The sequence below is a fragment of the Pseudonocardia asaccharolytica DSM 44247 = NBRC 16224 genome, assembly GCF_000423625.1.
GTDB lineage: Bacteria > Actinomycetota > Actinomycetes > Mycobacteriales > Pseudonocardiaceae > Pseudonocardia > Pseudonocardia asaccharolytica.
Map to the genome: position 1 here is coordinate 1 of NZ_AUII01000019.1, position 23,038 is coordinate 23,038.

Annotated in this window: 23 protein-coding genes and 1 pseudogene; 13 read left to right on the top strand and 11 right to left on the bottom strand. The window is 70.0% G+C overall.

All coding sequences use genetic code 11. The features are described from left to right. From pdxS to thrS, 7 genes are all read right to left on the bottom strand, one after another. Positions 1 to 847, bottom strand: an 847-nt coding sequence (pdxS, locus tag G567_RS0117330) for a pyridoxal 5'-phosphate synthase lyase subunit PdxS (protein WP_084796313.1), incomplete at its 3' end; no start/stop codon positions are given. Positions 848 to 978: 131 nt separating this feature from the next. Continuing rightward, the gene (locus G567_RS0117335; RefSeq protein WP_028930979.1) at positions 979 to 1,506 is read right to left on the bottom strand and encodes a LemA family protein; all 528 of its coding nucleotides are present in this window, start codon (positions 1,504 to 1,506) and stop codon (positions 979 to 981) included. After that, entirely contained in the window at positions 1,506 to 2,672 is a 1,167-nt protein-coding gene (locus G567_RS0117340) for a glycosyltransferase family 4 protein (protein ID WP_028930980.1), read from the bottom strand. Before G567_RS0117340 ends, G567_RS0117335 begins: the two co-directional genes overlap by 1 nt. Positions 2,673 to 2,677: 5 nt before the next feature. Then, positions 2,678 to 3,598 carry a phosphatidylinositol mannoside acyltransferase gene (locus G567_RS0117345; RefSeq protein ID WP_245585686.1) on the bottom strand — a complete coding sequence of 307 codons (921 nt, stop codon included), beginning with the start codon at positions 3,596 to 3,598 and terminating at the stop codon, positions 2,678 to 2,680. Next, positions 3,595 to 4,212 (bottom strand): phosphatidylinositol phosphate synthase, encoded by a 618-nt coding sequence (gene pgsA / locus G567_RS0117350; protein WP_028930982.1) that lies wholly within the window; start codon positions 4,210 to 4,212, stop codon positions 3,595 to 3,597. The genes G567_RS0117345 and pgsA overlap by 4 nt, the downstream gene beginning before the upstream one ends. A gap of 69 nt (positions 4,213 to 4,281) precedes the next feature. Continuing rightward, the gene (locus tag G567_RS0117355) at positions 4,282 to 4,839 is read right to left on the bottom strand and encodes an HIT family protein (protein ID WP_028930983.1); all 558 of its coding nucleotides are present in this window, start codon (positions 4,837 to 4,839) and stop codon (positions 4,282 to 4,284) included. Positions 4,840 to 4,874: 35 nt separating this feature from the next. Continuing rightward, the gene (thrS, locus tag G567_RS0117360; RefSeq protein WP_028930984.1) at positions 4,875 to 6,932 is read right to left on the bottom strand and encodes a threonine--tRNA ligase; all 2,058 of its coding nucleotides are present in this window, start codon (positions 6,930 to 6,932) and stop codon (positions 4,875 to 4,877) included. Between the two features lie 134 nt (positions 6,933 to 7,066). Between thrS and G567_RS0117365 the strand changes: the two genes are divergently transcribed. Together G567_RS0117365 and G567_RS0117375 are read left to right on the top strand one after the other, a co-directional pair. Further along, entirely contained in the window at positions 7,067 to 8,062 is a 996-nt protein-coding gene (locus G567_RS0117365) for an LLM class flavin-dependent oxidoreductase (protein WP_245585687.1), read from the top strand. Between the two features lie 167 nt (positions 8,063 to 8,229). Further along, the gene (locus tag G567_RS0117375; RefSeq protein ID WP_028930986.1) at positions 8,230 to 8,457 is read left to right on the top strand and encodes a hypothetical protein; all 228 of its coding nucleotides are present in this window, start codon (positions 8,230 to 8,232) and stop codon (positions 8,455 to 8,457) included. Positions 8,458 to 8,728: 271 nt separating this feature from the next. Here G567_RS0117375 and G567_RS0117380 read toward each other — a convergent pair whose 3' ends face one another. The 3 genes from G567_RS0117380 to G567_RS29540 form a co-directional block, all read right to left on the bottom strand. Next, entirely contained in the window at positions 8,729 to 9,898 is a 1,170-nt protein-coding gene (locus G567_RS0117380) for a serine hydrolase domain-containing protein (RefSeq protein ID WP_028930987.1), read from the bottom strand. A gap of 87 nt (positions 9,899 to 9,985) precedes the next feature. Further along, on the bottom strand, positions 9,986 to 11,179 hold the full coding sequence (locus G567_RS29535) for an alpha/beta hydrolase (RefSeq protein WP_051233224.1): 1,194 nt from the start codon (positions 11,177 to 11,179) through the stop codon (positions 9,986 to 9,988). Positions 11,180 to 11,297: 118 nt separating this feature from the next. Further along, on the bottom strand, positions 11,298 to 12,038 hold the full coding sequence (locus tag G567_RS29540; RefSeq protein ID WP_084796210.1) for a FadR/GntR family transcriptional regulator: 741 nt from the start codon (positions 12,036 to 12,038) through the stop codon (positions 11,298 to 11,300). Between the two features lie 295 nt (positions 12,039 to 12,333). Between G567_RS29540 and G567_RS36280 the strand changes: the two are divergent. From G567_RS36280 to glnT, 11 genes and pseudogenes are all read left to right on the top strand, one after another. Beyond that, positions 12,334 to 12,606, top strand: a pseudogene (locus tag G567_RS36280) (hypothetical protein); the annotation flags it as partial. Between the two features lie 186 nt (positions 12,607 to 12,792). Continuing rightward, a complete protein-coding gene (locus G567_RS36285) occupies positions 12,793 to 13,503 on the top strand; it encodes an urease subunit beta (RefSeq protein ID WP_425414263.1) in 711 nt (236 codons plus the stop codon). 3 nt (positions 13,504 to 13,506) lie between these two features. Further along, positions 13,507 to 15,219, top strand: coding sequence for an urease subunit alpha (gene ureC, locus G567_RS0117400; RefSeq protein WP_028930989.1), 1,713 nt, complete (start codon positions 13,507 to 13,509; stop codon positions 15,217 to 15,219). A 23-nt stretch (positions 15,220 to 15,242) separates the two neighbouring features. Continuing rightward, positions 15,243 to 15,875, top strand: coding sequence for an urease accessory protein UreG (gene ureG / locus G567_RS29545; protein ID WP_037057572.1), 633 nt, complete (start codon positions 15,243 to 15,245; stop codon positions 15,873 to 15,875). 214 nt (positions 15,876 to 16,089) lie between these two features. Then, entirely contained in the window at positions 16,090 to 16,788 is a 699-nt protein-coding gene (locus G567_RS29550) for an urease accessory protein UreD (protein WP_161631718.1), read from the top strand. Positions 16,789 to 16,865: 77 nt separating this feature from the next. After that, entirely contained in the window at positions 16,866 to 17,312 is a 447-nt protein-coding gene (ureE, locus tag G567_RS0117415) for an urease accessory protein UreE (RefSeq protein ID WP_211223957.1), read from the top strand. Beyond that, on the top strand, positions 17,302 to 17,982 hold the full coding sequence (locus G567_RS0117420) for an urease accessory protein UreF (protein ID WP_028930991.1): 681 nt from the start codon (positions 17,302 to 17,304) through the stop codon (positions 17,980 to 17,982). The genes ureE and G567_RS0117420 overlap by 11 nt, the downstream gene beginning before the upstream one ends. Positions 17,983 to 18,247: 265 nt before the next feature. Next, a complete protein-coding gene (locus G567_RS0117425) occupies positions 18,248 to 18,928 on the top strand; it encodes a class II glutamine amidotransferase domain-containing protein (RefSeq protein ID WP_028930992.1) in 681 nt (226 codons plus the stop codon). Next, positions 18,916 to 19,599 carry a GltB/FmdC/FwdC-like GXGXG domain-containing protein gene (locus G567_RS0117430; protein WP_051233227.1) on the top strand — a complete coding sequence of 228 codons (684 nt, stop codon included), beginning with the start codon at positions 18,916 to 18,918 and terminating at the stop codon, positions 19,597 to 19,599. Before G567_RS0117425 ends, G567_RS0117430 begins: the two co-directional genes overlap by 13 nt. Positions 19,600 to 19,601: 2 nt before the next feature. After that, positions 19,602 to 20,954: an FMN-binding glutamate synthase family protein gene (locus G567_RS0117435; RefSeq protein WP_028930994.1), complete on the top strand. Its 1,353-nt coding sequence runs from the start codon at positions 19,602 to 19,604 to the stop codon at positions 20,952 to 20,954. Between the two features lie 28 nt (positions 20,955 to 20,982). Then, complete coding sequence (gene glnT / locus G567_RS0117440) at positions 20,983 to 22,335, top strand: type III glutamate--ammonia ligase (protein WP_028930995.1); 1,353 nt, start codon at positions 20,983 to 20,985, stop codon at positions 22,333 to 22,335. Here glnT and G567_RS29555 read toward each other — a convergent pair. Further along, entirely contained in the window at positions 22,328 to 23,038 is a 711-nt protein-coding gene (locus G567_RS29555; RefSeq protein WP_037057573.1) for a hypothetical protein, read from the bottom strand. The genes glnT and G567_RS29555 overlap by 8 nt on opposite strands.

Here is a 23,038-nt window from a genome sequence, read left to right on the forward strand (position 1 = left end):
ACCAGCCGCGATCGGCGTAGCGCTGCTCGGTCGGCAGATCCGGGATGTTGATCCCCACCATCGCCTCCCCCAACCCCCGCGACACCTTCGCCAACACATCCGGATCGTCGTAGAACGTGGTGGCCTTCACGATCGCCGCCGCCCGCTGCGCCGGATCCCCCGACTTGAAGATGCCCGACCCCACGAACACCCCCTCCGCACCCAACTGCATCATCATCGCCGCATCCGCCGGCGTCGCGATCCCCCCCGCGGTGAACAACACCACCGGCAACCGCCCCGCCCGGGCCACCTCGGCCACCAACTCCACCGGCGCGGCCCACGCCTTGGCCGCCCCGAACAACTCCGCCCCGTCCAACCCGCCCAACCGGCGAATCTCCCCCCGGATCGCCCGCATGTGCCGGGTCGCCTCCACGATGTTCCCGGTCCCGGCCTCCCCCTTCGACCGGACCATCGCCGCCCCCTCGGCGATCCGCCGCAACGCCTCCCCCAGATTCGTCGCCCCACACACGAACGGCACCGTGAACGCCCACTTGTCGATGTGATGCGCCTCGTCCGCCGGGGTCAACACCTCCGACTCATCCACGTAATCCACCCCGAGCGCCTGCAGCACCTGCGCCTCGACGAAATGCCCGATCCGCGCCTTGGCCATCACCGGGATCGACACCGCCTCCACGATCCCGGCGATCATGTCCGGATCACTCATCCGGGCCACCCCACCCTGCGCCCGGATATCCGCCGGCACCCGCTCCAAGGCCATCACCGCGACCGCCCCGGCATCCTCGGCGATCTTCGCCTGCTCCGGAGTGACCACATCCATGATCACCCCACCCTTGAGCATCTCGGCCATACCGCGCTTGACGCGCGCGGTCCCCTGCTGAGGGCCGGTGTTCTCGGAATGGGCCTGGTCGCGCGACACGGCGATACCTCTCTGGAGGAGAACGAAATCGCTGTTAATGGTACGTCAGCACAAGGCGGCCGCTACGCCACGCTCCGGCGCCCTGTCGTCGGCATCGGATCGGGGTCGGCGATATCGAAATACCGCGGCAGCGGTGCCGTTCCGGCCAGCCGCAGCCAGGCCACCAGCCGTCGCGAACGCAGCCCGAGGGTGTCGCGGACGGCGTCGTTGTACACCCGGCGGGCGAGGATGACCAGCTGCTCGGCGTCGACGAGTTCGCGCACCACGCCGTCGGCCACCGCGCTGCGATCGATCTCGCTCAACGCTCTGGTCAGGGCGTTCTCCGCGGACTCGCGGTCGTTCGCGGCAGCGGTGCGCGCCCCCGTCAGCGCGCTGTGCAGTGCCGTGGCGTCCCGCCCGCCGGCGTGCAGCGCCGCCGCGATCCGACCGGCCACCCTCGACCGCCGGTCCAGCGCCGCCTCCAGGCCGGCGCGCGCCGCGTCCGTGCGGACGTGGAGCCGGTCCAGTCGCCGGGCGCGGCTGACGCTGAGCACGCTCACCCACGTCACGACGAGCAGCAGCGCGATCAGCGCGATCCACGCGAGAACCATCACGACACCCCCTCCCGCACCGGCACGAGCCGGCGTGGGTCGGCCGCCATCGCCGCCCGGTAGACCTGCAGCACGGAGTCCGCGACCACCGGCCAGTCGTACTCGGCCACGCGCCGCCGCCCGGCTGCCGTCAACGCCGCGCGCCGGGCCGGGTCATCGAGCAGGTCGGCCAGCGCGGCGGCGAGCGCCCGCGCATCGCCGGGCGGGACGAACACCCCGGCGGGGGCCCCGGTCCGCGGGCCGTCGGACCCGCCGAGCACCCGGCGGAACGCATCCAGATCGCTGGCCAGCACCGGCGCCCCGGCGGCCATCGCCTCGGTGAGGACCATCCCGAAGCTCTCCCCACCCAGATTGGGTGCGCAGTAGACGTCAATCGAGCGCAGCGCGGCGGCCTTGGTGGCCTCGTCGACGGCCCCGAGGATGTCGAGCCGGTCGGCCAGCGCGGGGCCCGCGTGCCGGCGCAGCGCGTCCGCATCGCCCCGGCCGATGACGAGCAGCCGCAGCCCCGCCCGGCTCCCCTCGAGCAGCCGCAGCGCGCCGAGCAGCACCGGCATGCCCTTGCGTGGCTCGTCGAAGCGGCCGAGGAAGCCGACGGTGGCGCCGTCCGCCCGCGGAAAGCCGGGCAGCAGCGGGCCGTGGGCGAACCGGCGCACGTCGACCCCGTTGGGGATCTCGACGGCGTCCCCGCCGAGGTGTTCGACCTGCACCCGGCGCGCCAGCGGCGACACCGCGATCCGCGCGGTCACCTTCTCCATCAGCGGCCGCAGCACCCCACCGAACGCGATGAGCGCGCGGGAGCGCTCGGTCGAGGTGTGGAACGTGGCGACGATCGGGCCCTCGGCGGCCAGCAGCGCCAGCACCGAGATCGAGAAGGTGGTGGGTTCGTGCAGGTGCAGAACATCGAAGGTGTGCTCGGCGAGCCAGCGTCTGACCCGGGCATAGGCCACCGGCCCGAACCGGACCCGCGCGACCGATCCGTTGTAGGGCACCCCGAGCGACCGTCCGGCCGGGGTGACGAAGGCGGGCAGGTCCCCGTCGTCCTCGGCCGGGGCCAGCACCTCCACCGTGTGCCCGCGGGCCTGCAGTGCGCGGGCCAGGTCGACCACATGTCCCTGCACCCCGCCGGGAACGTCGAGTGAGTACGGACACACGAGGCCGATCCGCAGCGGGGTCATGAGACCACCGATACCCGATCCGCCGTGAACACGGGCTGCAGCATGTGCCAGTCGGCCGGGGCCCGGGTGATCAGACCGGTGAACGCATCGGCGACCGCCTGGGTGGCCTTGTCGACGCCGGCGCGGTCGGGCACCGTGATCGGTGCCGCCAGCGGAAGCGCCCACCCGTCCGCCGTGAAATGCGGATAGGCAGGGAGCAGGAGGGCACCGGTCAGCGCCGCGAGCCGCGCCGGGCCACGCGGGAAGGTGGCGGGCTCGCCGAAGAACGACACGGTGGCGCCGGAGCCGCGCAGGTCGCGGTCGGCGACCAGGCAGACGGTTCCGCCCGCCCTGAGCCTCGTCATCAGCGTGCGATAGGCGGCGGCGCCGGCCTCGGCGGCGACGACCTCGAAGCCCAGCGACTCCCGGTAGTCGACGAACCGGCGGTACAGCGACTCCGGCCGCAGCCGCTCGACCACCGTGGTGAACACCGGTTCGCGGCCCTGCAGGCGCAGCGATTCGACGAACCAGACGCCGGCCATGTCCCAGTTTCCGCCGTGCGGCAGCGCGAAGACCACCCCTCGGCCCTGGTCAAGGGCCTCCCACGCGGGTTCCATGCCGGTGACGTGCGGGTCCATCCGGCGGTGGATCTCCCGCGGGTCCATCGACGGCAGCCGGAACGCCTCGCACCAGTAGCGCGCGTAGCTGCGCAGGCCGGCGCGCATGAGGTCGTCCAGCTCGGCCGCGGTGGCGTCGGGAACGACCCTCGCCAGGTTCGCCCGCAGTTGCTGGGCCCCCCTGCCGTCGCGGCGGGCGGCGATATCGGCCCCGAGCCGGAACGCGCCGTGCGCCATCCGTGGCGGCAACGCCCGGACGAACCGCCATCCCGCGGCGTAGCCCCGATCCGCTGCCCAGCCACCCAGCCGCCCACCCGTCACGACGACCTCGGCTCGGCCCGCGCGCTGCGGTAGGTCGCGACCATCCGCTGCCCGGCCGTCCACAACGACGCCGCCGCGAGCAGCCACAGCGCCACGGCCAGCGCATACGGCACCCCGACGCCCTCGAGGAACGTCCCGAGCAGCGCGACGATCAGCCGTTCGGCCCGCTCGACCAGCCCTCCGTCGGCGCGCAGCCCCTCGGCCTCCGCCCGGGCCTTGATATAGGAGATGAGCTGGCCGGTGACCAGACAGATCAGCGCCGCGACCCCGACCAGCCGCTGCTCCCCCACGCCGAGGCACCACCACGCGAGCCCCGCGAACAGCGCACCGTCGGCGATTCGGTCGCAGGTGGAGTCGAGGACCGCGCCGAACGCCGTGCACCGGCCGCGGGCGCGCGCCATCGCGCCGTCGACGAGGTCGAACAGGACGAAGGCGGTGACCACCCACGCCCCGGCGACGAGCTGGCCGCGGGGCAGGAACCACAGCGCGGCGGCCACCGAACCGACGGTGCCGGCGACCGTCACCGCGTCCGGCGTCATCCCCCGGCCGACCAGCCAGCGGCCAACCGGATCGAGCAGACGGTTGACTCGGGCACGAGCGTGGAGATTGAGCATCGACGGGTGCCGACTCCTGCCGGGCAGTGGCGAACAGGTGTTGATCAGGGACGACGAACCAGATCAAGCCTAGTCACGAGTGGACGTGTGGCGGACCGGGGGCTCGCTGTTCGTCGCGGGTTCCCAGGCCTCGGCGAGCAGGTCACGGGTCTCCGACAGCAGCTGCGGAATGACCTTCGTCTGCCCGACGATGGTGATGAAGTTCGCATCTCCGCCCCACCGCGGCACGACGTGCTGATGCAGATGCTCGGCGAGCGACCCGCCCGCTGCGGTGCCCAGGTTGAGCCCCACGTTGAACGCGTGCGGCGTCTCGACCCGCTTCATCGCCCGTACCGCCCGCTGGGTGAACCGCATCAGCTCGGCGGCCTCGCGGTCGGTGAGGTCCTCCAGGTCGGCGACGTGCCGGTAGGGCAGCACCATGAGATGCCCCGGGTTGTACGGGTGCAGGTTGAGCAGCGCGTACACCGTCTCGCCGCGGGCCACGATGAGGCCCTCATGGTCGGGCAGGCCGGGGATGCGGCAGAACGGGCAGCTGCCCTCCCCCGCCTCCTTGATGTAGGCCAGCCGGTGCGGAGTCCATAACCGGCGGAACCCGTCCGGTGTCCCGACTCCGTCCTGGGGCACCATCGCCGGCTCGTTCACGGTTCGATCCTATGCGGCGCTCATTCGCTGATCGGAAACGCTTCCGCGGTCGGCGAGGCGTTGTCGCGCCGCTGGATCCAGCCGACGATCGCCTCGACGGCGGCGTCCACCGGAATTCCGTTGCGCTGGGTGCCGTCCCGGAACCGGAAGCTGACCGCGCCCGCCTCGACGTCGCGGGCGCCGGCCAGCAACAGGAACGGCACCTTGGCCAGCGTGTGGGTGCGGATCTTCTTCTGCATCCGGTCGTCCCCGGCGTCGACCTCGACGCGGACCCCGCGGGAGCGCAGCGCCTTCGCGATGCCCGCCACGTGCTCGACCTGGTCGTCAGTCACCGGGATGGCGACCACCTGGACCGGCGAGAGCCAGGCCGGGAACGCGCCCGCGTAGTGCTCGGTGAGGACGCCGAAGAAGCGTTCGATCGAGCCGAACAGCGCGCGGTGGATCATCACCGGCCGCTGCCGGGTGCCGTCGGCGGCGGTGTAGGTCAGATCGAAGCGGTCGGGCAGCATCAGGTCGACCTGGATGGTCGACATCTGCCACGAGCGCCCGATCGCGTCCTTCGTCTGGACGCTGATCTTGGGCGCGTAGAACGCGGCGCCGCCCGGATCGAGCACCAGGTCCAGCCCGCTGGCCTCGGCGGCCGCGCGCAGCTCGTCCGTGGCGCGCTCCCAGTCGGCGTCGTTGCCGATCGACTTCTCCGGGTCGCGGGTCGACAGTTCCAGGTAGAACTCGTCGAGGCCGTAGTCGCGTAGCAGGTCGAGCACGAAGGTCAGCAGCGAGCGGATCTCGTCCTGCATCTGCTCGGGCGTGCAGTAGATGTGCGCGTCGTCCTGGGTGAAGCCGCGGGCCCGGGTCAGCCCGTGCACCACACCGGATTTCTCGTACCGGTACACCGTGCCGAACTCGAACAGCCGCAGCGGCAGCTCCCGGTAGCTGCGCCCGCGCGAGCGGAAGATCAGGTTGTGCATCGGGCAGTTCATCGGCTTCAGGTAGTAGTCCTGGCCGGGCTTGCGCACGCTGCCGTCCGGGTTCAGCTCGGCGTCCAGATGCATCCCCGGGTACATCCCCTCGGAGTACCAGCCCAGGTGTCCGGAGATCTCGAACAGCTGACCCTTGGTGATGTGCGGGGTGTTGACGAACTCGTAGCCCGCCTCCTCGTGGCGGCGCCGCGAGTAGTCCTCCAGCTCCTTGCGGATCACCCCGCCCTTGGGGTGGAACACCGGAAGCCCGGAGCCGATCTCGTCGGGGAAGGAGAACAGGTCGAGCTCGGCGCCGAGGCGGCGGTGGTCGCGGCGTTCGGCCTCGGCCAGCCGGTGCAGATGCGCGTCGAGGGCCTCCTGGCTCTCCCACGCGGTGCCGTAGATGCGCTGCAGCTGCGGGTTGCGCTCGCTGCCCCGCCAGTACGCCGCGGCTGTGCGCATCAGCTTGAGCGCCGGGATGAACTTCGTGGTGGGGACGTGCGGACCGCGGCACAGATCCGACCAGACCGTCTCACCGGTATGCGCGTGCACATTGTCGTAGCTGGTCAGCTCGCCGGAGGCGTCGACCTCCATCACCTCGGAGTCCTCGGAGACGCCGCCCTTCAGCTCGATCAGCTCCAGCTTGTAGGGCTCGTCGGCGAGCTCGGCGCGGGCCTCGTCGAGGGAGGCGAACCGGCGCCGGGAGAAGCGCTGCCCGGACTTGATGATCTTGCGCATGGCCGATTCGAGCTTGGTGAGGTCCTCCGGGGTGAAGGGCCGCTCGACGTCGAAGTCGTAGTAGAAGCCGTCGGTGATGGGCGGGCCGATGCCGAGCTTGGCCTCCGGGTGCAGCTGCTGGACGGCCTGGGCGAGCACATGCGCCGCGGAGTGCCGGATGACGCTGCGGCCGTCCTCGGTGCCGGCGGCGACGGGCTCGACCTCGACGTCGGCGTCCGGGGCCCAGGCCAGGTCCCGCAGGGCGCCCTCGGCGTCGCGGACCACGACGATCGCATCCGGCCCGCCGGTCGGCCACCCCGCCGCGCGGACGGCCGCGCCTGCGGTGGTCCCGGCCGGCACCCGGACGGGGGCGGACGCGGGCTGGGCGGGCGGTGCGGACACGACGGGCCTCCGGTGAACGTGCGGATATGTGCCGTCGAGGCTAGCGGTCGAGGCCAGGCCGGTGACCGGCGTCCCGGGCGGGCCCAGGGAGGAGCCGCGGGAAGATCCGCCGCACCCTGGATGTTGCAGGCGACGTGGCGACCCTCTCCGTCCTCGACCTCGTTCCCGTCGGTTCCGGCTCGACGGCCACCGCCGCGCTGGCGACCAGCACGAGGCTGGTCCGGCGCGCCGAGGAGCTCGGCTATCGCCGGTACTGGGTGGCCGAGCACCACGGCATGCCCGGCATCGCGAGCTCTGCCCCCGCCGTCCTGATCGCCCACCTCGCAGCCGCCTCGGAGTCGATCCGGGTGGGGTCGGGCGGGGTGATGCTGCCCAACCACCAGCCGCTCGTCGTCGCCGAGCAGTTCGGCACCCTCGAGGCGCTGCATCCCGGCCGCATCGACCTGGGTATCGGCCGGGCCCCGGGCACCGACCCGCGCACGGCCCGCGCGCTGCGCCGCGGCGCCGACCCGGGCAACGTCGACGACTTCCCCGAGCAGCTGTCCGAGCTGGCCGCCTACTTCCGCGGCGAGGGCCCGGTGACCGCCGTCCCGGCCGCCGGTCACGCGCCTGTGATCTGGCTGCTGGGTTCGAGCGGGTACAGCGCGCAGGTCGCCGGGCTGCTCGGCCTGCCGTTCGCCTTCGCCCATCACTTCAGCGCCGAGAACACGCTGCCGGCGCTGGCGCTCTACCGCGAGCGGTTCCGGCCCTCGCCGATCCTCGACGCCCCGCAGGCGCTGATCGGGGTGAACGTCGTGTGCGCCGACACCGACGCGCAGGCACAGCGGCTCGCGCTGCCGGGTGCGCTGTCGTTCCTGCAGCTGCGGCTGGGTCGGCCGGGCCCCGTGCCCAGCCCCGAGGAGGCCGCCTCCTACCCCTACACCGACGAGGAGCGCCGCTTCATCGACAAGCGGCAGGCCGACCAGATCATCGGCTCCCCGCAGACGGTGCGCGAACAGGTCGCCGAGCTGGTTGAACGCACCGGCGTCGACGAACTGATGATCACCACCCAGACCCATGCCGGCGCCGACCGGATCCGCTCCTACGAGCTCGTCGCGGACGTCCTGGACATCACCCCGGCCGCCGCGTGAGGTCTGATGCGGTTATGACTTCATCCCGACCGGCACCCCCGCGGGCTCGTTCCGGCAGGCCATCGAGCGCGGCGCCGGTGGCTCCGTGCTGCGCTTCCGGGCCCGGGTCGGCGACCGCGAGCTGGAGGGTATCGACCTCCTGCACGCCGACCACCCGACGTCGCTACATGATCACCGAGACCGACGAGGTCAGCGACGCCCTCGCCGATGCGGCTGCCCGCTGGCCAGACCTGCCGGCGACCGAACTGCTGCGCCGGCTCGTCGCCGAGGGACACGCGGCCCTGCGCGCCTCCGTGGCTGCCGAGCGGGCCGCGGTGGAACGGACCAGCGCGACGCTGACCGGCGTCTACCAACCCGATGACCTGGACGCATTGCGCCGCGAGTGGCCCGCGTGATCACCTTGGACGCCTGCGTGCAGCCGAGGACGTTCTCGATCAGCTGCGCATCGGCACCTGCGAACTGCCGCGCGATGCCGCCGGGCGACTGGCCGAACTTCGGGCCTGCACCGGCCTGCGGATGCCGGACTGCTGCGTGCTCGTCATCGTCTAGATCAACGGCCCCGCGGAACCGGCGACATTTGACGAGCGGCTCGCCCGGGCGGCCGCCGAGCGGGCATCACCGTCCGAACCGACGGCTGATGTGCAGGTCGGGCACCGCCCGCGCAGGTCACGCCGCTGTGGCCGCCGCAGCCACCGCCGCCCAGAACTCGTCGAACCCGTCCTGCGCGCCGGTCATCGCCCGCTGGGTCAACAGGACGCCGACGGTGCCGCGCTCCGGGTCGACGCGCGCGGTCGTCCCGGTCCCGCCGTCCCAGCCCCAGCGACCCGGCGCCATCCACGGATCGGCGGCCTCGACGTCCACCGCCGTGGCCAGGCCCCACGAACCACCGGGACCGACGATGGGCAGCGCCTGGCGGCGCTGGTCGCCGGTGAGCGCGTCGGCCGTCATCAGCGCGACCGAGTCGGCGCCCAGCACCGGCCCGCCGCCGTCGGCCATGGCGCAGAAGAAGCGCAGGACGTCGGGCGCGGTGGACACCAGCCCGGAGCCCAGCTGCTCGAAGGCGGATGGGCCGGCGAAGGCGCCGTCCGGCGGGTCCAGCAGCTCCAGCCCGTCGGACCCCGGCTGGTAGGCCGTGGCCAGCCGGTCGGTGTGCGGTGTCCCGAAGCTCGTGGACGTCATGCCCAGCGGCCCGGTGACGCGCTCGGCGAGCAGGTCGGACAGCGGTTGGCCGGTGGCCCGGGACAGCAGCACGCCGAGCAGGTCGATGCCGGTGTCGTACAGCCACCCCTCGCCGGGCTGGAAGGCCATCGGCAGGTCGGCGACCCGCGCCACGAACTCGTCCCCGGACATCCGCGGCGGCAGCGGGCCGGGGTAGACGCCCCGCCGCATCATGGCCGCCTGCAGCGGGGTCTCCTCCAGCACCGCGCCCCAGCCGCAGGTCATGGTCAGCAGATGCCGGACGGTGATCGGCCGCGTCGCCTCGGTGGTGCGGTCGAGCGGGGCGCCGGGGGCCACCAGGACGCGCGGGTTCGCCGCCTCCGGCAGCCAGCGCGCGATCGGGTCGTCGAGGGCCAGCGCGCCGTCGCGCACGAGGCCGAGCGTCAGCGCGCCCCCCATCGGCTTGGTGAGCGAGGCGATGCGAAACAGCGTTTCCTCGCGCATCGGCGCGCTCCGCGTCTCGATGGCCGTCCGGCCGCCGGCCCGGACCTGCACCCGCCCGCCGAGACGGACCGCGGCCACGTACCCGGGGATCCGGCCTGCGGCCACCTGCGCGTCCGGCACCCGCCAGACGCGCTCGAGGCTCGTGGCCGCCACCGGCCCGCCGCGCTGCGTCATCGTGTCCTCCTCACGGTCCTCGGAGGTACGACCGCCGGGGCGGCCCGAACTCATCGCACCGGGCGCCCCGGCCATCGGGATCGTGCATCAGGCCGCGCCGCATTCTCGGCCGCGCCGGTATCGGGCGTGCACCCCGTCGAGGAACCGGTGCACGGCCCGCACGGTGTGCGCCGTGCGCGCGGTGGGCAGCGCGTCGAACGCGTGCTGGGCGCGGGGCAGTTCGGCGTAGCAGACCGGCGAGCGGCTGACCTCGCGCAGCCGCCGCACCAGCCGGCGCGACTGGCCGACCGAGGCGATCGTGTCGGTGCTGCCGTGGATCACGAAGAACGGTGGCGCGTGCGGCCCGGCGCGGTGCACCGGCGAGGCCCGACGCCAGCCGCGTTCGTCGTCGACGAGCGTGGTGCTGAAAACCTTCCCCTCCAGCAGCGCGAACAACCCGTGCTCGTCGACGGTGAGATCGTGCACGCCATACAGCGGAACGGCCGCGGCGAGCGAGGTGTCGGCGTCGGCGAACCCGGGCTGGAAGTCGGGGTCGCCCGGGGTCAGCGCGGCGAGCGCGGCGAGATGCCCGCCCGCCGAGCCGCCGGTGATCGTGAGGAAACCCGGGTCGCCGCCGTAGCCGGCGATATGCGCGCGGACCCAGGCGATCGCCCGCTTCACGTCGATGATCATCGACGGCCACCGCTGGGTGGGACCCAGCCGGTAGTTGACGGTCACGCACACCCAGCCCTGTTCGGCCAGGTAGGCCATCAGCGGTTCGGCCTCGTTGCCCTTGTCCCCGCCGCTCCACGCGCCACCGTGGACCTGCATCAACACCGGTGCGCCTGCGGTCACCCCGGGCCGGGCCCAGATGTCGAGGCGGTGGGCCGGGTCCGGGCCGTAGGCCACATCGAGCGCGCGGCGGTAGCGCGCCCGAGCCCGGCGCCGGCCCGGGACCCGTCCCGGTGTCGCGGCGGGCACATCGGCCCAGGAGCCGAGGGCGGCGGCCAGCACCTCGGCGGTGCGGTCGGCGTCGCGGCGCAGGTCGGCCAGCCCGGCGACGGCGGCCGCGTTCACGAGCGCGGCGCCGAGCCCGGCGGGACGCCGCCAGCCGCCCCGGGTCAGCGCGGCCAGCCCGGCGGCCGCGTGCACCAGGCTCTGCGCGCCCGGCGACTCGGAGGCGATCAGGCACGGCGCCGCCTGGACGATCGACGCGGGCCAGCGCCGGATGACCGGGGTGCGGGCCCCGGCGGCGGTGAGGACACCGGCCAGGCCCAGCGCGATGGCGGCTCGACGGCTCACGGACGCTCCCTTCGCTCTCGCTCTTCCACCCGCGTTATGGCTCCATAACGCGCTCCGACGCCATCCGTCCAGCGCGTTATGGAGCCATAACGTGCTGGGAACCCGGCCCGCCACAACGTTAAGGAGCCATAACGTCGCTGGGAGGTGCAGCCGACAATCCGTTCCCGGCGCCGAACACGATCTCGCGCAGCTGGTGGCGGGTGCGCTCGATGTGCTCGCGCATCGCGTCGGCCGCGGCGTCCGGGTCGCCATCCCGTACGGCGTTGTAGATCTGTTGGTGGTCCCGTCGGGACTCTTCGACAGGATCCACGTAAGGGAGCAGGTCGTGGGGGCTGAACAGCTCGCCTCGAACGGACTCGACCGCGGCTTCGAGTCGGACGTTGCGCGCCGCCCGGGCCAGCCCGCGGTGGAACTGGGAGTCGGCGAGCCGGAACGCGGCGTGGCCGCTGCCGACCTCGCCGAGCTTCGCGATGGCGGCCCGCAGCGTCGCGAGATCCGCGCGGTCCCGGCGGATCGCGGCCAGGCGGGCAGCGTCGGTCTCCAGCGCGATGCGGAAGTCAATCATGTCGTCGAACTCGCCGGCCTGAGTCCGCATCCGCATCCGCCACTTCTCGAGTGGCTCGGTCAGCTCGGTGACGTAGGTGCCGCCGAGCGCTCCTCGGCGGACCGTCACGTAGCCGTGCTGCTGCAGGATCTTGATCGCTTCCCGCACGCTGATCCGGGCGACCCCGAGCTGTTCGGCAAGCTCGCGCTCGGCGGGCAGCCGATCGCCGGGGCCGACCTCGCCGTGATGGATCAGAGTGCGGAGATGCTCGGCCACGGCCTGGGTCAACGTCTGTGCGGTGACCACGCGGACCATCGTCCGAGGCTATACCCCGCGCCGGATGGCCAGCGGTCTCGCCGCCGGTCAGAAGAGGCCTCACAGGCCACGCAGGCAGGGCCGAATGGAGTAGCCATCGAATCTTTCGCCGGCGACCAGTCGGGCTAGTCGGGACCGGCTGAGTCTCGCGCCTCGGCAGCCTTGACATACACGCCGGCCAGGAGTCGGATGAAAAGTCCTATGTCCAGATCTTGAGCCGACCTGCACTTGAGGTGGGACGGATGTGTGGGATCGTCGGGACTGCATCTGAAGAACGCCGAGCGGCATCCGCGACTTGGGAAGCCGCTGGTGCCGATGCTCGACGGCATGTCGAGCCGGGGACCGCACAGCGCAGGGGTGGCTGCACGACGGCGACGACGCCTACCGGCTCCGGCTGCCCAAGACGCCCTACTCCTACGTCGGTGGGCTGATGGCGCACGCGCCGGCGATGAGCGCGGTGGCCTGCCCGACGGCGAACTCCTACAAACGGATCGGGGTGGGGGCACCGCTGTCCGGGTCGACGTGGGCTCCGGCATACGTGGCCTACGGCGGCAACAACCGCAGCCTCATGCTCCGGGCGCCCGATGCTGGCCGGGTCGAACACCGCGAGATCGACCGGTCGGCGAACTACGCCGACCCGTCAAGCACGCCGAGTTCGACGCCTACCACACCACCGAGTCCGAGTGGGAGATCGACCATTATCTCACGCTCATGTGAGCCGAGCGGGCCCGGAGCGTCCGAGAGACAAAGATCAATAAAAAGGAGGCGCGTCGTGCTACTCACTCCGACTGAGCTTGAGCGACTGACGATCTTCACAGCTGCCGAGCTTGCACGCAAGCGGAGGGAGAGGGGGTTAAAGCTCAACCACCCTGAAGCGGTCGCAATCATCGTTGACGAGGTGATGGAAAGGGCACGCGAGGGCAAGTCGGTCGCCGAGCTCATTTCCTACGGCTCAACCATTCTCACCACCGACGACGTCATGCCAGGCGTCGCCGAACTCATGCCCTTCCTACAGGTCGAACCGGTACTGAAGACGGGCACGAAACTCGTCACGATCCACGAGCCCATTCGCGCAGGAAAAGAGAAGGTTGAGCGCGTCGAACCCGGGGAGATCGCGACGGAGGAAGGTGAGATCGAGATCAACGCTGGACGGCGCACCACAAAGGTTACGGTAGTCAACACCGGAGACCGCCCGGTCCAAGTCGGCAGCCACTTCCACTTCTTCGAAGCGAACCGCGAACTGGAATTCGATCGCGAAAAGAGCTTTGGTATGCACCTCGATGTTCCGGCGGGGACAGCCAAGCGTTTCGCGCCCGGTGAGCACGTCGAGGTGACGCTGGTCGAGTTTGGTGGCACCGGCGAGGTGTGGGGACTGAACAATCTGACAAACGGTTCCGTCCGGAGCGAGGCAACGAAGAAACTTGCGATCGAGCGGGCCCGCCAACATGGTTTTAAGGGGGCGTGAGCGATGGCTACGTTAACACGCAAAGAGTACGCCGCACTCTACGGCCCGACGGTCGGAGATGCTGTTCGCCTCGGCGACACCAACCTGTGGGCCGAGGTCGAGAACGACTTCATTGTCCATGGCGAAGAGTGCCTGCACGGAGGCGGCAAGACACTGCGCGACGGGATTGGCCTGGCGCCGGGCTACACAAGCGCCCAAGGCTCGCTCGATATGCTTATCAGCAATGTCCTGGTCATCGACCCGGTTCTGGGAATCGTCAAGGCCGATATCGGTATCAAGGACGGCAAGATCGCGGGCATCGGCAAGGGCGGCAACCCTGGCCTCATGGACGGTGTCGATCCGCATATGGTCACGGCCGCAGCTACCACGGTCCGCGACGCCGAAGGCCTCATCGCCACAGCGGGCGGAATCGATGTGCACGTCCATAGCGACAGTGCGGGCCTGTGCGAGCACGCGATCAGCGCTGGCCTCACCACAATGATCTGTGGATCCCTCGGACCTATCACCGTCGGTATCGACTGCGGTGGCCCCTGGAACGTTGGCAAAATGCTTCAGTCGGTGGAGGCCTGGCCGATCAACTTCGGCTTTCTGGGACGCGGCAACTCGTCGAAACCAGAATCCATCGTTGATCAGATTATCGGCGGGGCGTTCGCTGTGAAGCTACACGAGGACTGGGGCTCCATGCCGGCTGCTATCGACACGGCGCTTCGGGTCGCCGACGAGATGGACTTTCAGGTGCAACTGCACACCGATTCCATCAATGAGGCGGGGTTCTTTGAGTCGACGATGGAAGCCATTGCCGGCCGAACGATTCACATGTACCACGCCGAGGGTGCCGGTGGCGGTCATGCCCCCGACATTATCCGCTGCGCGGGTGAGCCGAACTGTTTGCCGTCGTCGACCAATCCGACGAATCCGTTCACGGCCGACACGTTTGATGAAACTCTCGATATGATCATGGTGTGCCACCATCTCGACCCGAAGGTTCCCGAGGATGTGGCTTTCGCCGAGAGCCGTATTCGCAGGCAAACCATGGCCGCGGAGGACGTCCTGCACGACATGGGCGCCATCTCCATGCTCGGCTCGGACAGTCAGGGCATGGGCCGCATCAACGAAAGCATCACCCGAGTGTGGCAGATGGCCAGCAAGATGAAGGATCAACGGGGTCGGCTGCCGGAGGAGAACACCAAGAGAGGTGACAACAACCGCATCAAGCGCTACATCGCCAAGTACACGATCAATCCGGCGATCTGCTTCGGCATCGACCAGTACGTCGGCTCGTTGGAGCGTGGGAAATTGGCCGACATCGTACTGTGGCGCCCAGGCTTCTTCGGCGTTAAGCCAGAGCTCGTCGTGAAGGGCGGATTCATTACCTGGGCGGCTATGGGCGATAGCGCCGCATCGCTCATGACCTGCGAGCCGATACTGATGCGGCCGCAGTGGGGCGCGTTCGGCGAAGCCAAGAAGGCATTGAGCGCCAGCTTCGTGAGTCAGCAGTTCATGGCCGAGGATGGCCCCGCGAGGCTTGGTCTCACCAAGCCCTGCCTGCCGGTGCGAGGTACCCGCAAGCTCAACAAGGGCCACATGCTCCACAACGGCGCTTTGCCCAAGATCGCGGTCAACCCGCAGACGTTCGAGGTCAGCGTGGACGGCCAGTCGGCGTGGGTGGAGCCCCTTGCCGAGGTCACGCTCGGCCAGAGGTACATGCTCCGCTAGCCGCGAGACGCGATGGAGGAAGTGTGACAGACACATACCCCGGGGCCGCGCGAGTCGGGATCGGAGGGCCCGTCGGCTCGGGCAAGACCGCGCTGATCGAGCAGATCGTGCCACGGGTGATCAAGCGTGGAATCGAGGTCGGCGTGATCACAAACGACCTCGTCACACAGGAGGACGCACAACGGCTCAAGCGCAGTGGGCTCATCGATCCCGAGCGCGTGATCGCGGTGGAGACCGGAGCCTGTCCCCATACCGCCATCCGGGAGGACCCCTCGCTCAACATCCACGAGGCCAACGTCCTCGAGGATACCTTCGAGAATCTCGACCTCATTCTGATCGAGAGCGGTGGGGACAATCTCGCTTCAACGTTCTCGCTCGCCCTGGTGGACTACTGGCTGTTCGTGATCGATGTGGCTGGCGGTGATGACATCCCGCGTAAACGCGGCCCCGGGGTTGTGCTCTCTGATCTTCTCGTCATCAACAAGACCGATCTTGCACCGTACGTCGGCGCCGACGTCGACCTCATGGTGCGGGAGGCGAAAGCGGTGCGCGGCGAGAAGCCTCTCTACCTGACCAACTGTCGCACTGGTGAGGGCGTCGACGCGGTTCTCGAACAAGTGCTGCACGATGCACTCGTAGCAAGATCGCCGAAATGACCAGTAGATGGGCGATATCGGAGGCGCGTCTGCGGGTATGAATGGGACACCAACGCCGGGCGGCCAGTCAGCGCGATCGTATTTTGATCAGCCCGTCCGAGCGGAGCTGGTTTTCTCGCGCGACCCTGTGGGACGCACCTACGTAAGTCGGCAGTACATGCCTTACCCGTTCCACATCTGCCGGCCGCTCTACATCGAGCATGACCCGCCCGGTATGGCCACGCTCTACGTTCAATCGTGTGCAGCGGGGTTGCAACAGCACGATGACTTACGAACATCACTCGTCGTGGGGTCTGACGCTCAGGTCCACTACACAACCGCGACTCCGACGATTGTACACAGCATGGAGGAGGACCAAGCGAAGCAGGAGACTTGGATCGAGGCCTATCCCGAGTCGCTCACTGAGTTTCTTCCAGAACCCCTCATTCTCTTTCCGCGGTCTCGCCTCCGATCGTCCCTTTACGTATCGGCACACGAAAGTTCGTCGGTCATCGCCGGCGAGTCTTTTCTCCTGCACGATTACAGCGGCGCGGATGGCGTGTTCGACTGGTTCGAGAGCGAGCTGAAGATTCAGCGGCCGGGCGGCACGGCGCTAGCACGGGACAGGTTTCGAATCACCGGAAACCTGTTCCGGGAAAGGCGGCCTGGAGTCAACGGAGAGTTCGTCGCTCAAGGATCCTTCGTCGTGCTAGCCGGGGAAAAATTCACAGAAGCCATGATCGGCGCGTTTCGCGATGAGCTGGGATCCTCGACGGACGTTTACGCGGGCGTGTCAGCTCTCCGCGACCGGTGCGGGGTGTGGACGCGTCTCCTCGCCCCAAACGGTCTTGCGCTTCGGGGCGCGATGACCACTGCATGGGTCGCGGCCCGCAAGCTGCTGACCGGCCTCAGCCCGACACCTCGCCGAAAGTGAAGCGTCGCGGTAAGCGCCCAATGCGCGCCACCAGGAGGCACGCCTATACGCTGACGAAGGGAGCGGCAGACTTGTTGGTGCTGAACGAGATCATTGGCCAGGCGGGCGATCCAGATATCTCCAGGCGCCTGCACGAGTTGGACCACTTGGGGAAGATCGAGTACATCACGTTCAGCAAAGAGGATGCGCTGCGACACCGCGTGCGCGTCGTAACCGACCATGGCACCGAGTGCGCTGTGGTTCTCAGGCGGTCCGCGCGGATCGTCGATGGTGCCGTCCTGCTGCTGGACGACGACCGCGCCATCGTCACCCGCCTCAGTGAGCGGAACTGGCTGTCGCTTGTGCCACGTGACATAGCCGCCGCTCTCGAGCTCGGCTACCAGGCTGGGAACAACCATTGGACAGTGCGCTTCGACGGTCCGGTCATGAGGATTGCGGTCGAGGGGCCCGAGCGAAACTATCTCGACCGGCTAGCCGCCTTCTTTTCCGATCGCCGTGTGACCAGGATTGACGATGGCCGGTGAAGCCGCTCTTCTCGCCGCCCTCCAGCACGGCGACAGCTTCTTCCCCAGCGGTACCATTTCGTTCTCCTGGGGCTTGGAAACGCTGATCGCGGAGGGCGCGGTCAAGTCGGCCGCCGACGTGCACAGTTTCGTGGAAGGGCAGCTTACCTCCCGCTGGGCCACCTGCGATCGGCCAGCGCTGGTCGCCACATATCGTGCCGAGGACGCGTTGGACGAGGTCGCAAACGTCGACATCAAGCTCGACATCCTCGCGTTATCGCGAGAGATGCGGGAGGGGGGGCGTAGGGCCGGTGGTGCTCTGCTGGATGTGCATAGCAGCGTGAACACCCCACAGGCCGGCGCCTACCGTGATCGGGTTCGCGCCGGTCAGGCCCCGGGACAGCTTGCCGCCGTACAGGGACTTGTGTGGGCGGGTGTGAAGGTGGGTGAAGAAGCGGCGTGTGCCATTTCCGCGCACGTGGTCTGCACAGGCTTCGTCGGGGTCGCGATCCGGCTGGGCCTGATAAGCCACATAGCGGCCCAAAGAATCCTCACCGGGATGCGTCCCGTGATCTGCCAACTGTTGGCCGAGCCAATCTTACCTTTCGATATGGCCAGCGCCTACATGCCGGCGGCGGAGATCGCAATGATGCGTCACGAGACAAGCCAGGTTCGCATGTTCGCGAACTAATTGATCCTGCAGCAAGGTCTTGATCGTTTCCGGCACGCTGATCCGGGCTACCCCGAACCGGTGGTCGGGGCCGACCTCGGATCCGGACGGGTTGCTGGATTGCCTTGACAAGCGCGCCGGCCAGGAGTCGTATAGACGAAAGGTCCTAAGTCAGGACCTTGAGACGATCGTGCTCGAGCCGGCTGACAGAAGCCTTGCGGACGGTGCCACGACTCTCAGACGGTGGCCACCGCGGCATCGACCGGGACGGGAGGTGGTGTGGCGGATGTGCGGGATCGTCGGGCTGCACCTGAAGAACGCCGAGCTGTATCCGCGCCTCGGGGAGCTGCTGGTGCCGATGCTCGACTGCATGGCGAGCCGGGGGCCGGACAGCGCGGGCGTGGCGCTGCACGACGGCCACGCGATGCACGTCGTCAAGGACGTCGGCCCGCCCGTGGAGATCTGCGTGCGCAACGGGATCGCCGAACGGGGCGGATTCCAGGGAATCGGCCACACCCGGATGGCCACCGAATCGGCGGTGACCACACAGCACTCGCACCCGTTCGCGCCCACCCCGGACATGGCGGTGGTGCACAACGGCTCGTTCTCCAACCACGCCACCGTGCGGCGGCGGTTGGCGCGGCACGGGATCGGGTGCACGACCGACAACGACACCGAGGTGGCCTCCCGGTTCATCGGCCACCAGGTCGCCGGTGGCGCCGACCTGGCCGACGCACTGCGCATGGTCCTCAAGGAGCTCGACGGCTTCTTCACCCTGCTGGTGACCACCGGCACACAGTTCGCGGTGCTGCGGGACTCGTTCGCCTGTAAACCGGCCGTGATCGCCGAGACGGACGACTACGTCGCGGTCGCCTCGGAGTACCACGCCCTCGCCGGGCTGCCCGGCATCGGCGACGCCCGGGTGTTCGAGCCCGTGCCGGAAGAGGTCTACGCGTGGACCCGGTGATCCTCGACTGCACGCAGCTGTCCACCCGGGAGATCAACGCGGCGCTCGGTGGACTACCGGACGGCGCGGCGGCCCGGGTCATGGCGCCGTGGGGCAGGCACAACCTGGCCGTCGGGCTGGACAACCGCATCACGGTGCGGATCGAGGGCAATGCCGGCTATTTCATCGGCGGGCTCTGCGCCGGACCGGACGTGGTGGTCGACGGGTTCGTCGGATGGTCGGTGGCGGAGAACCTGATGCGCGGGACGGTGCGGGTGCGCGGCAACGCCTCCGAATGCGCGGGCGCCTCGGCGCACGGCGGCACCCTCATCGTGGAGGGCGACGCGTCGTCCCGGGCCGGCATCTCGCTCAAGGGCGGCACGGTGCTGGTCGCCGGGGACGTCGGGCATATGAGCGGGTTCATGGCCCAGGCCGGGATCCTGCTCGTCGGCGGGGACGCGGGCCAGGCGCTGGGCGACTCGCTCTACGAGACGGTGATCTACGTCGGCGGCTCGATCGCCTCGCTGGGCTCGGACGCCCGGGTCGAGGACCTCACCGACGACGACGTGCTCACCGTGAAACGGCTGGCCGACCGCGCGGGCTTCGAGCACATCGACCCGGGGAACGTCACCCGCGTGGCCTCGGCCCGCGAGCTCTACCACTTCGACGCGCTCGCCGGCCAGAGGTACTGACAATGGCCGCGGCCCCCCTGCCGATGGACGCGCGACGACCCAGCCACACCTTCGGGCCGCAGACCATCGCGGCGATCCAACGGATGGCCGAGGAGGGGCACTACGAGATCCGGGGCTGGGGCGCCAAGCGCGTCCTGCCGACGTTCGACGACCTGGTCTTCCTCACCGCATCGGTCTCCCGGTACCCGTTGGAGGGCTACCGGGAGCGCTGCGAGACCCGCACCGTGCTCGGCGCTCGCCGGGCGAGCAGACCGCTCGAGCTCGACATCCCGATCACGATCGCGGGAATGAGCTTCGGCGCGCTGTCCGCGCCGGCGAAGATCGCGCTGGGCCGGGCGGCCACCGCGGTCGGCACCTCGACGACCACCGGTGACGGCGGAATGTCGGAGGAGGAGCGGGCGGCGTCACATCTGCTCGTCTACCAGTGCCTGCCGTCGCGGTACGGGTTCAACCCGGCGGACCTCAAGCGCGCCGACGCGATCGAGATCGTGATCGGGCAGGGCGCCAAGCCGGGCGGCGGCGGGATGCTGCTCGGGCAGAAGGTCAGCGACCGGGTCGCTGCGATGCGCACGCTGCCCGCGGGGATCGACCAGCGCTCGGCGTCGCGGCATCCGGACTGGGTCGGCCCCGACGACCTCCGGATCAAGATCGAAGAGCTGCGCGAGGCCACCGGCTGGGAGAAGCCGGTCTACGTCAAGCTCGGCGCCACCCGGGTCGGCAACGACGTCAAGCTGGCCGTGGCCGCGGGCGCCGATGTGGTCGTCGTCGACGGGATGCAGGGCGGCACCGGCGCCTCCCAGGACGTGTTCCTCGAACATGCCGGCATCCCCACGCTCGCCGCGGTGCGGCTGGCGGCCGAGGCGCTGCGCGAGCTGGGCGTGGAGGACGAGGTGCAGCTCGTCGTCTCCGGCGGCATCCGCACCGGAGCGGACGTGGCCAAGGCGCTCGCGCTGGGCGCGACCGCCGTCTCGCTGGGGGTTGCGCCACTGATCGCGCTGGGCTGCAACGGCCGCACCTGGGTCCGTGACGGTGTCGCCCACGACGCGACCGCGGACTACCGGGCGCTGGGCACCGAACCCGGGTACTGCCATCACATGCACACCGGCCGCTGCCCGGTCGGCATCGCCACCCAGGATCGCGACCTGGAGGCGCGGCTGGATCCCGAGGCGGGCGCCCGCCGCGTCGCGAACTATCTGCGATCGGTGACGATGGAGCTCACCACCATGGCCCGGGCGTGCGGAAAGTCCGATGTGCACAATCTCGAGCCCGAGGATCTGGTGGCGCTGACCGTCGAGGCGGCCGCGATGGCGCAGGTTCCGCTGGCCGGGACGACCTGGATTCCGGGCCGGAGCTGAGCGGCGATCCGTCGGCAGAGGAGTTGCCATGGACGATGGGCGCGACGATCTGAGGGCACGCGCGCGGGAGGACGGGATCGAGTTCTTCCTCGCCCTGTTCGTCGACATGCACGGCAAGCCGTGCGCGAAGGCCGTGCCGATGGCCAGCTTCGACCTGCTCATGGACGGCGGCGCCGGGTTCGCCGGGTTCGCCGCGGGCGCCATCGGCCAGAGCCCCGCGGATCCGGACCTGACGGCGATGCCCGACCCGGCGTCCTACACCCGGGTGCCGTGGAAGGAGGGGGTCGCCGTGCTGCACTGCGACCCCTATGTGGGCGGCGAGCCGTGGCCGTACGCCCCGCGGGTGATCCTCAAACGCCGGCTCGCCGCGCTGGCCGCCGACCGCGGCTGGACGTTCATGACCGGCGTCGAGGCCGAGTACTCGCTGCTGCGGCGCGCCCCGGACGGGAGGCTCGAGCTCGCCGACACCCTGGACTCGGCCGCGAAGCCCTGCTACGAGGTCAAGGGCCTGACCCGGATGTGGGACTTCCTTTCCACCCTGTCGCGGCACATGAACACGCTCGGCTGGGGCAACTACGCCAACGACCACGAGGACGGCAACGGCCAGTTCGAGAGCAACTTCGTCTACTCCGACGCCGTCACCACCGCGGACCGGACGATCTTCTTCCGGTACATGGTGCACATGCTGGCCCACGACTCCGGCATGACCGCGACCTTCATGCCCAAGCCGTTCGGATCGGTGACCGGCAACGGCATGCACATCCACCAGAGCCTGTGGACCCTCGATGGCACGCCGCTGTTCCGCGACGACAGCGACCCGCTCGGGCTGTCCAAGACGGCCTACTCCTATATCGGCGGGCTGCTGGACCACGGGCGGGCGCTCGCGGGGGTGATCTGCCCGACGGTGAACTCCTACAAGCGGATCGGGGTGGGCGCGCCGACCTCCGGGTCGACGTGGGCGCCGGCGTATGTGGCCTACGGCGGCAACAACCGCAGCCTCATGCTGCGGGTGCCCGAGGGCGGCCGGGTGGAACACCGCGGGGTCGACGGGTCGGCGAACCCGTACCTGGCCTCGGCGGTCCTGCTCGCCGCGGGCCTGGACGGCATCGCCCGCGGACTCCATCCCGGTGAGCAGGTGACCGACGACCTGTTCGCGCTACCCGCCGAGGAGGTGGCCCACCGGGGCATCGTGGCGCTCCCGAAGACCCTCGACCGGGCGCTGGAGGAGCTGGTCAGAGACGGTGTGCTGCGCGCGGCGCTGGGGCGGGTACCCGGCGGCGACTACCTCGACTACTTCACCGCCGTGAAACAGGCTGAGTTCGACGCCTACCACGCCGCGGTGTCCGACTGGGAGATCGAGCGCTATCTCACGCTCATGTGAACCCGCGGGGGTGGGACGTGGAGCAGCCGGCGACGGGCCGCAGCGCGGCGAGCAGCGCATCGGTGCGCCGCCGGTCGGGGGTCAGGGAGCCGACGAGCGGTGCGCCGGCCGGCGCGGGGCCGAGGCCGATCAGCAGCCGGCCCGAGCCGCTGTCGGGCACGAAGATCCCCCGCGGCAGCTCCAGCAGCAGGTGCGGCGCGAGCCCGAACCGGTCGAGGTTCGCGAACGCGGTGCCGGGGCCGGGACGCATGACGAACCCGGGGCCGACGATGAACAGCCCGATCCCGTCCGGAACCAGCCGTGAGCAGGCCTGCAGCAACGCGACGTTGGCCGGGTCCTCGGTCAGGACCACAGGGCCGTCGGCCGTCTCGACCGGGATCCGCCGGGGCTGCCACCGCCATGGCGGGCAGCCGAGCACGACGTCGACGCCGGGTTCCAGGGTGGCCGCGACCGCGCGTGCGTCGTCGACGCGCCACACGATCCGGTCGGGCGGGGCGAGCCGCCCGCCGAGCGCGGCGCGGCGCGCGTCGGGCACCACACCGATCGCCCGCGCCGGCCGCAACTCCGCCACCAGCCGTGGGAGCATCCACCCGGCCGCGGCCCACAGGTCGACGACCGTTCGCGGCGGGCCCGAGCGCGCGCGCAGGTACGCACAGACGAAGTCGGGGATGAAGCAGGGGAGCTCACCGGCCGCGGGCCGCAT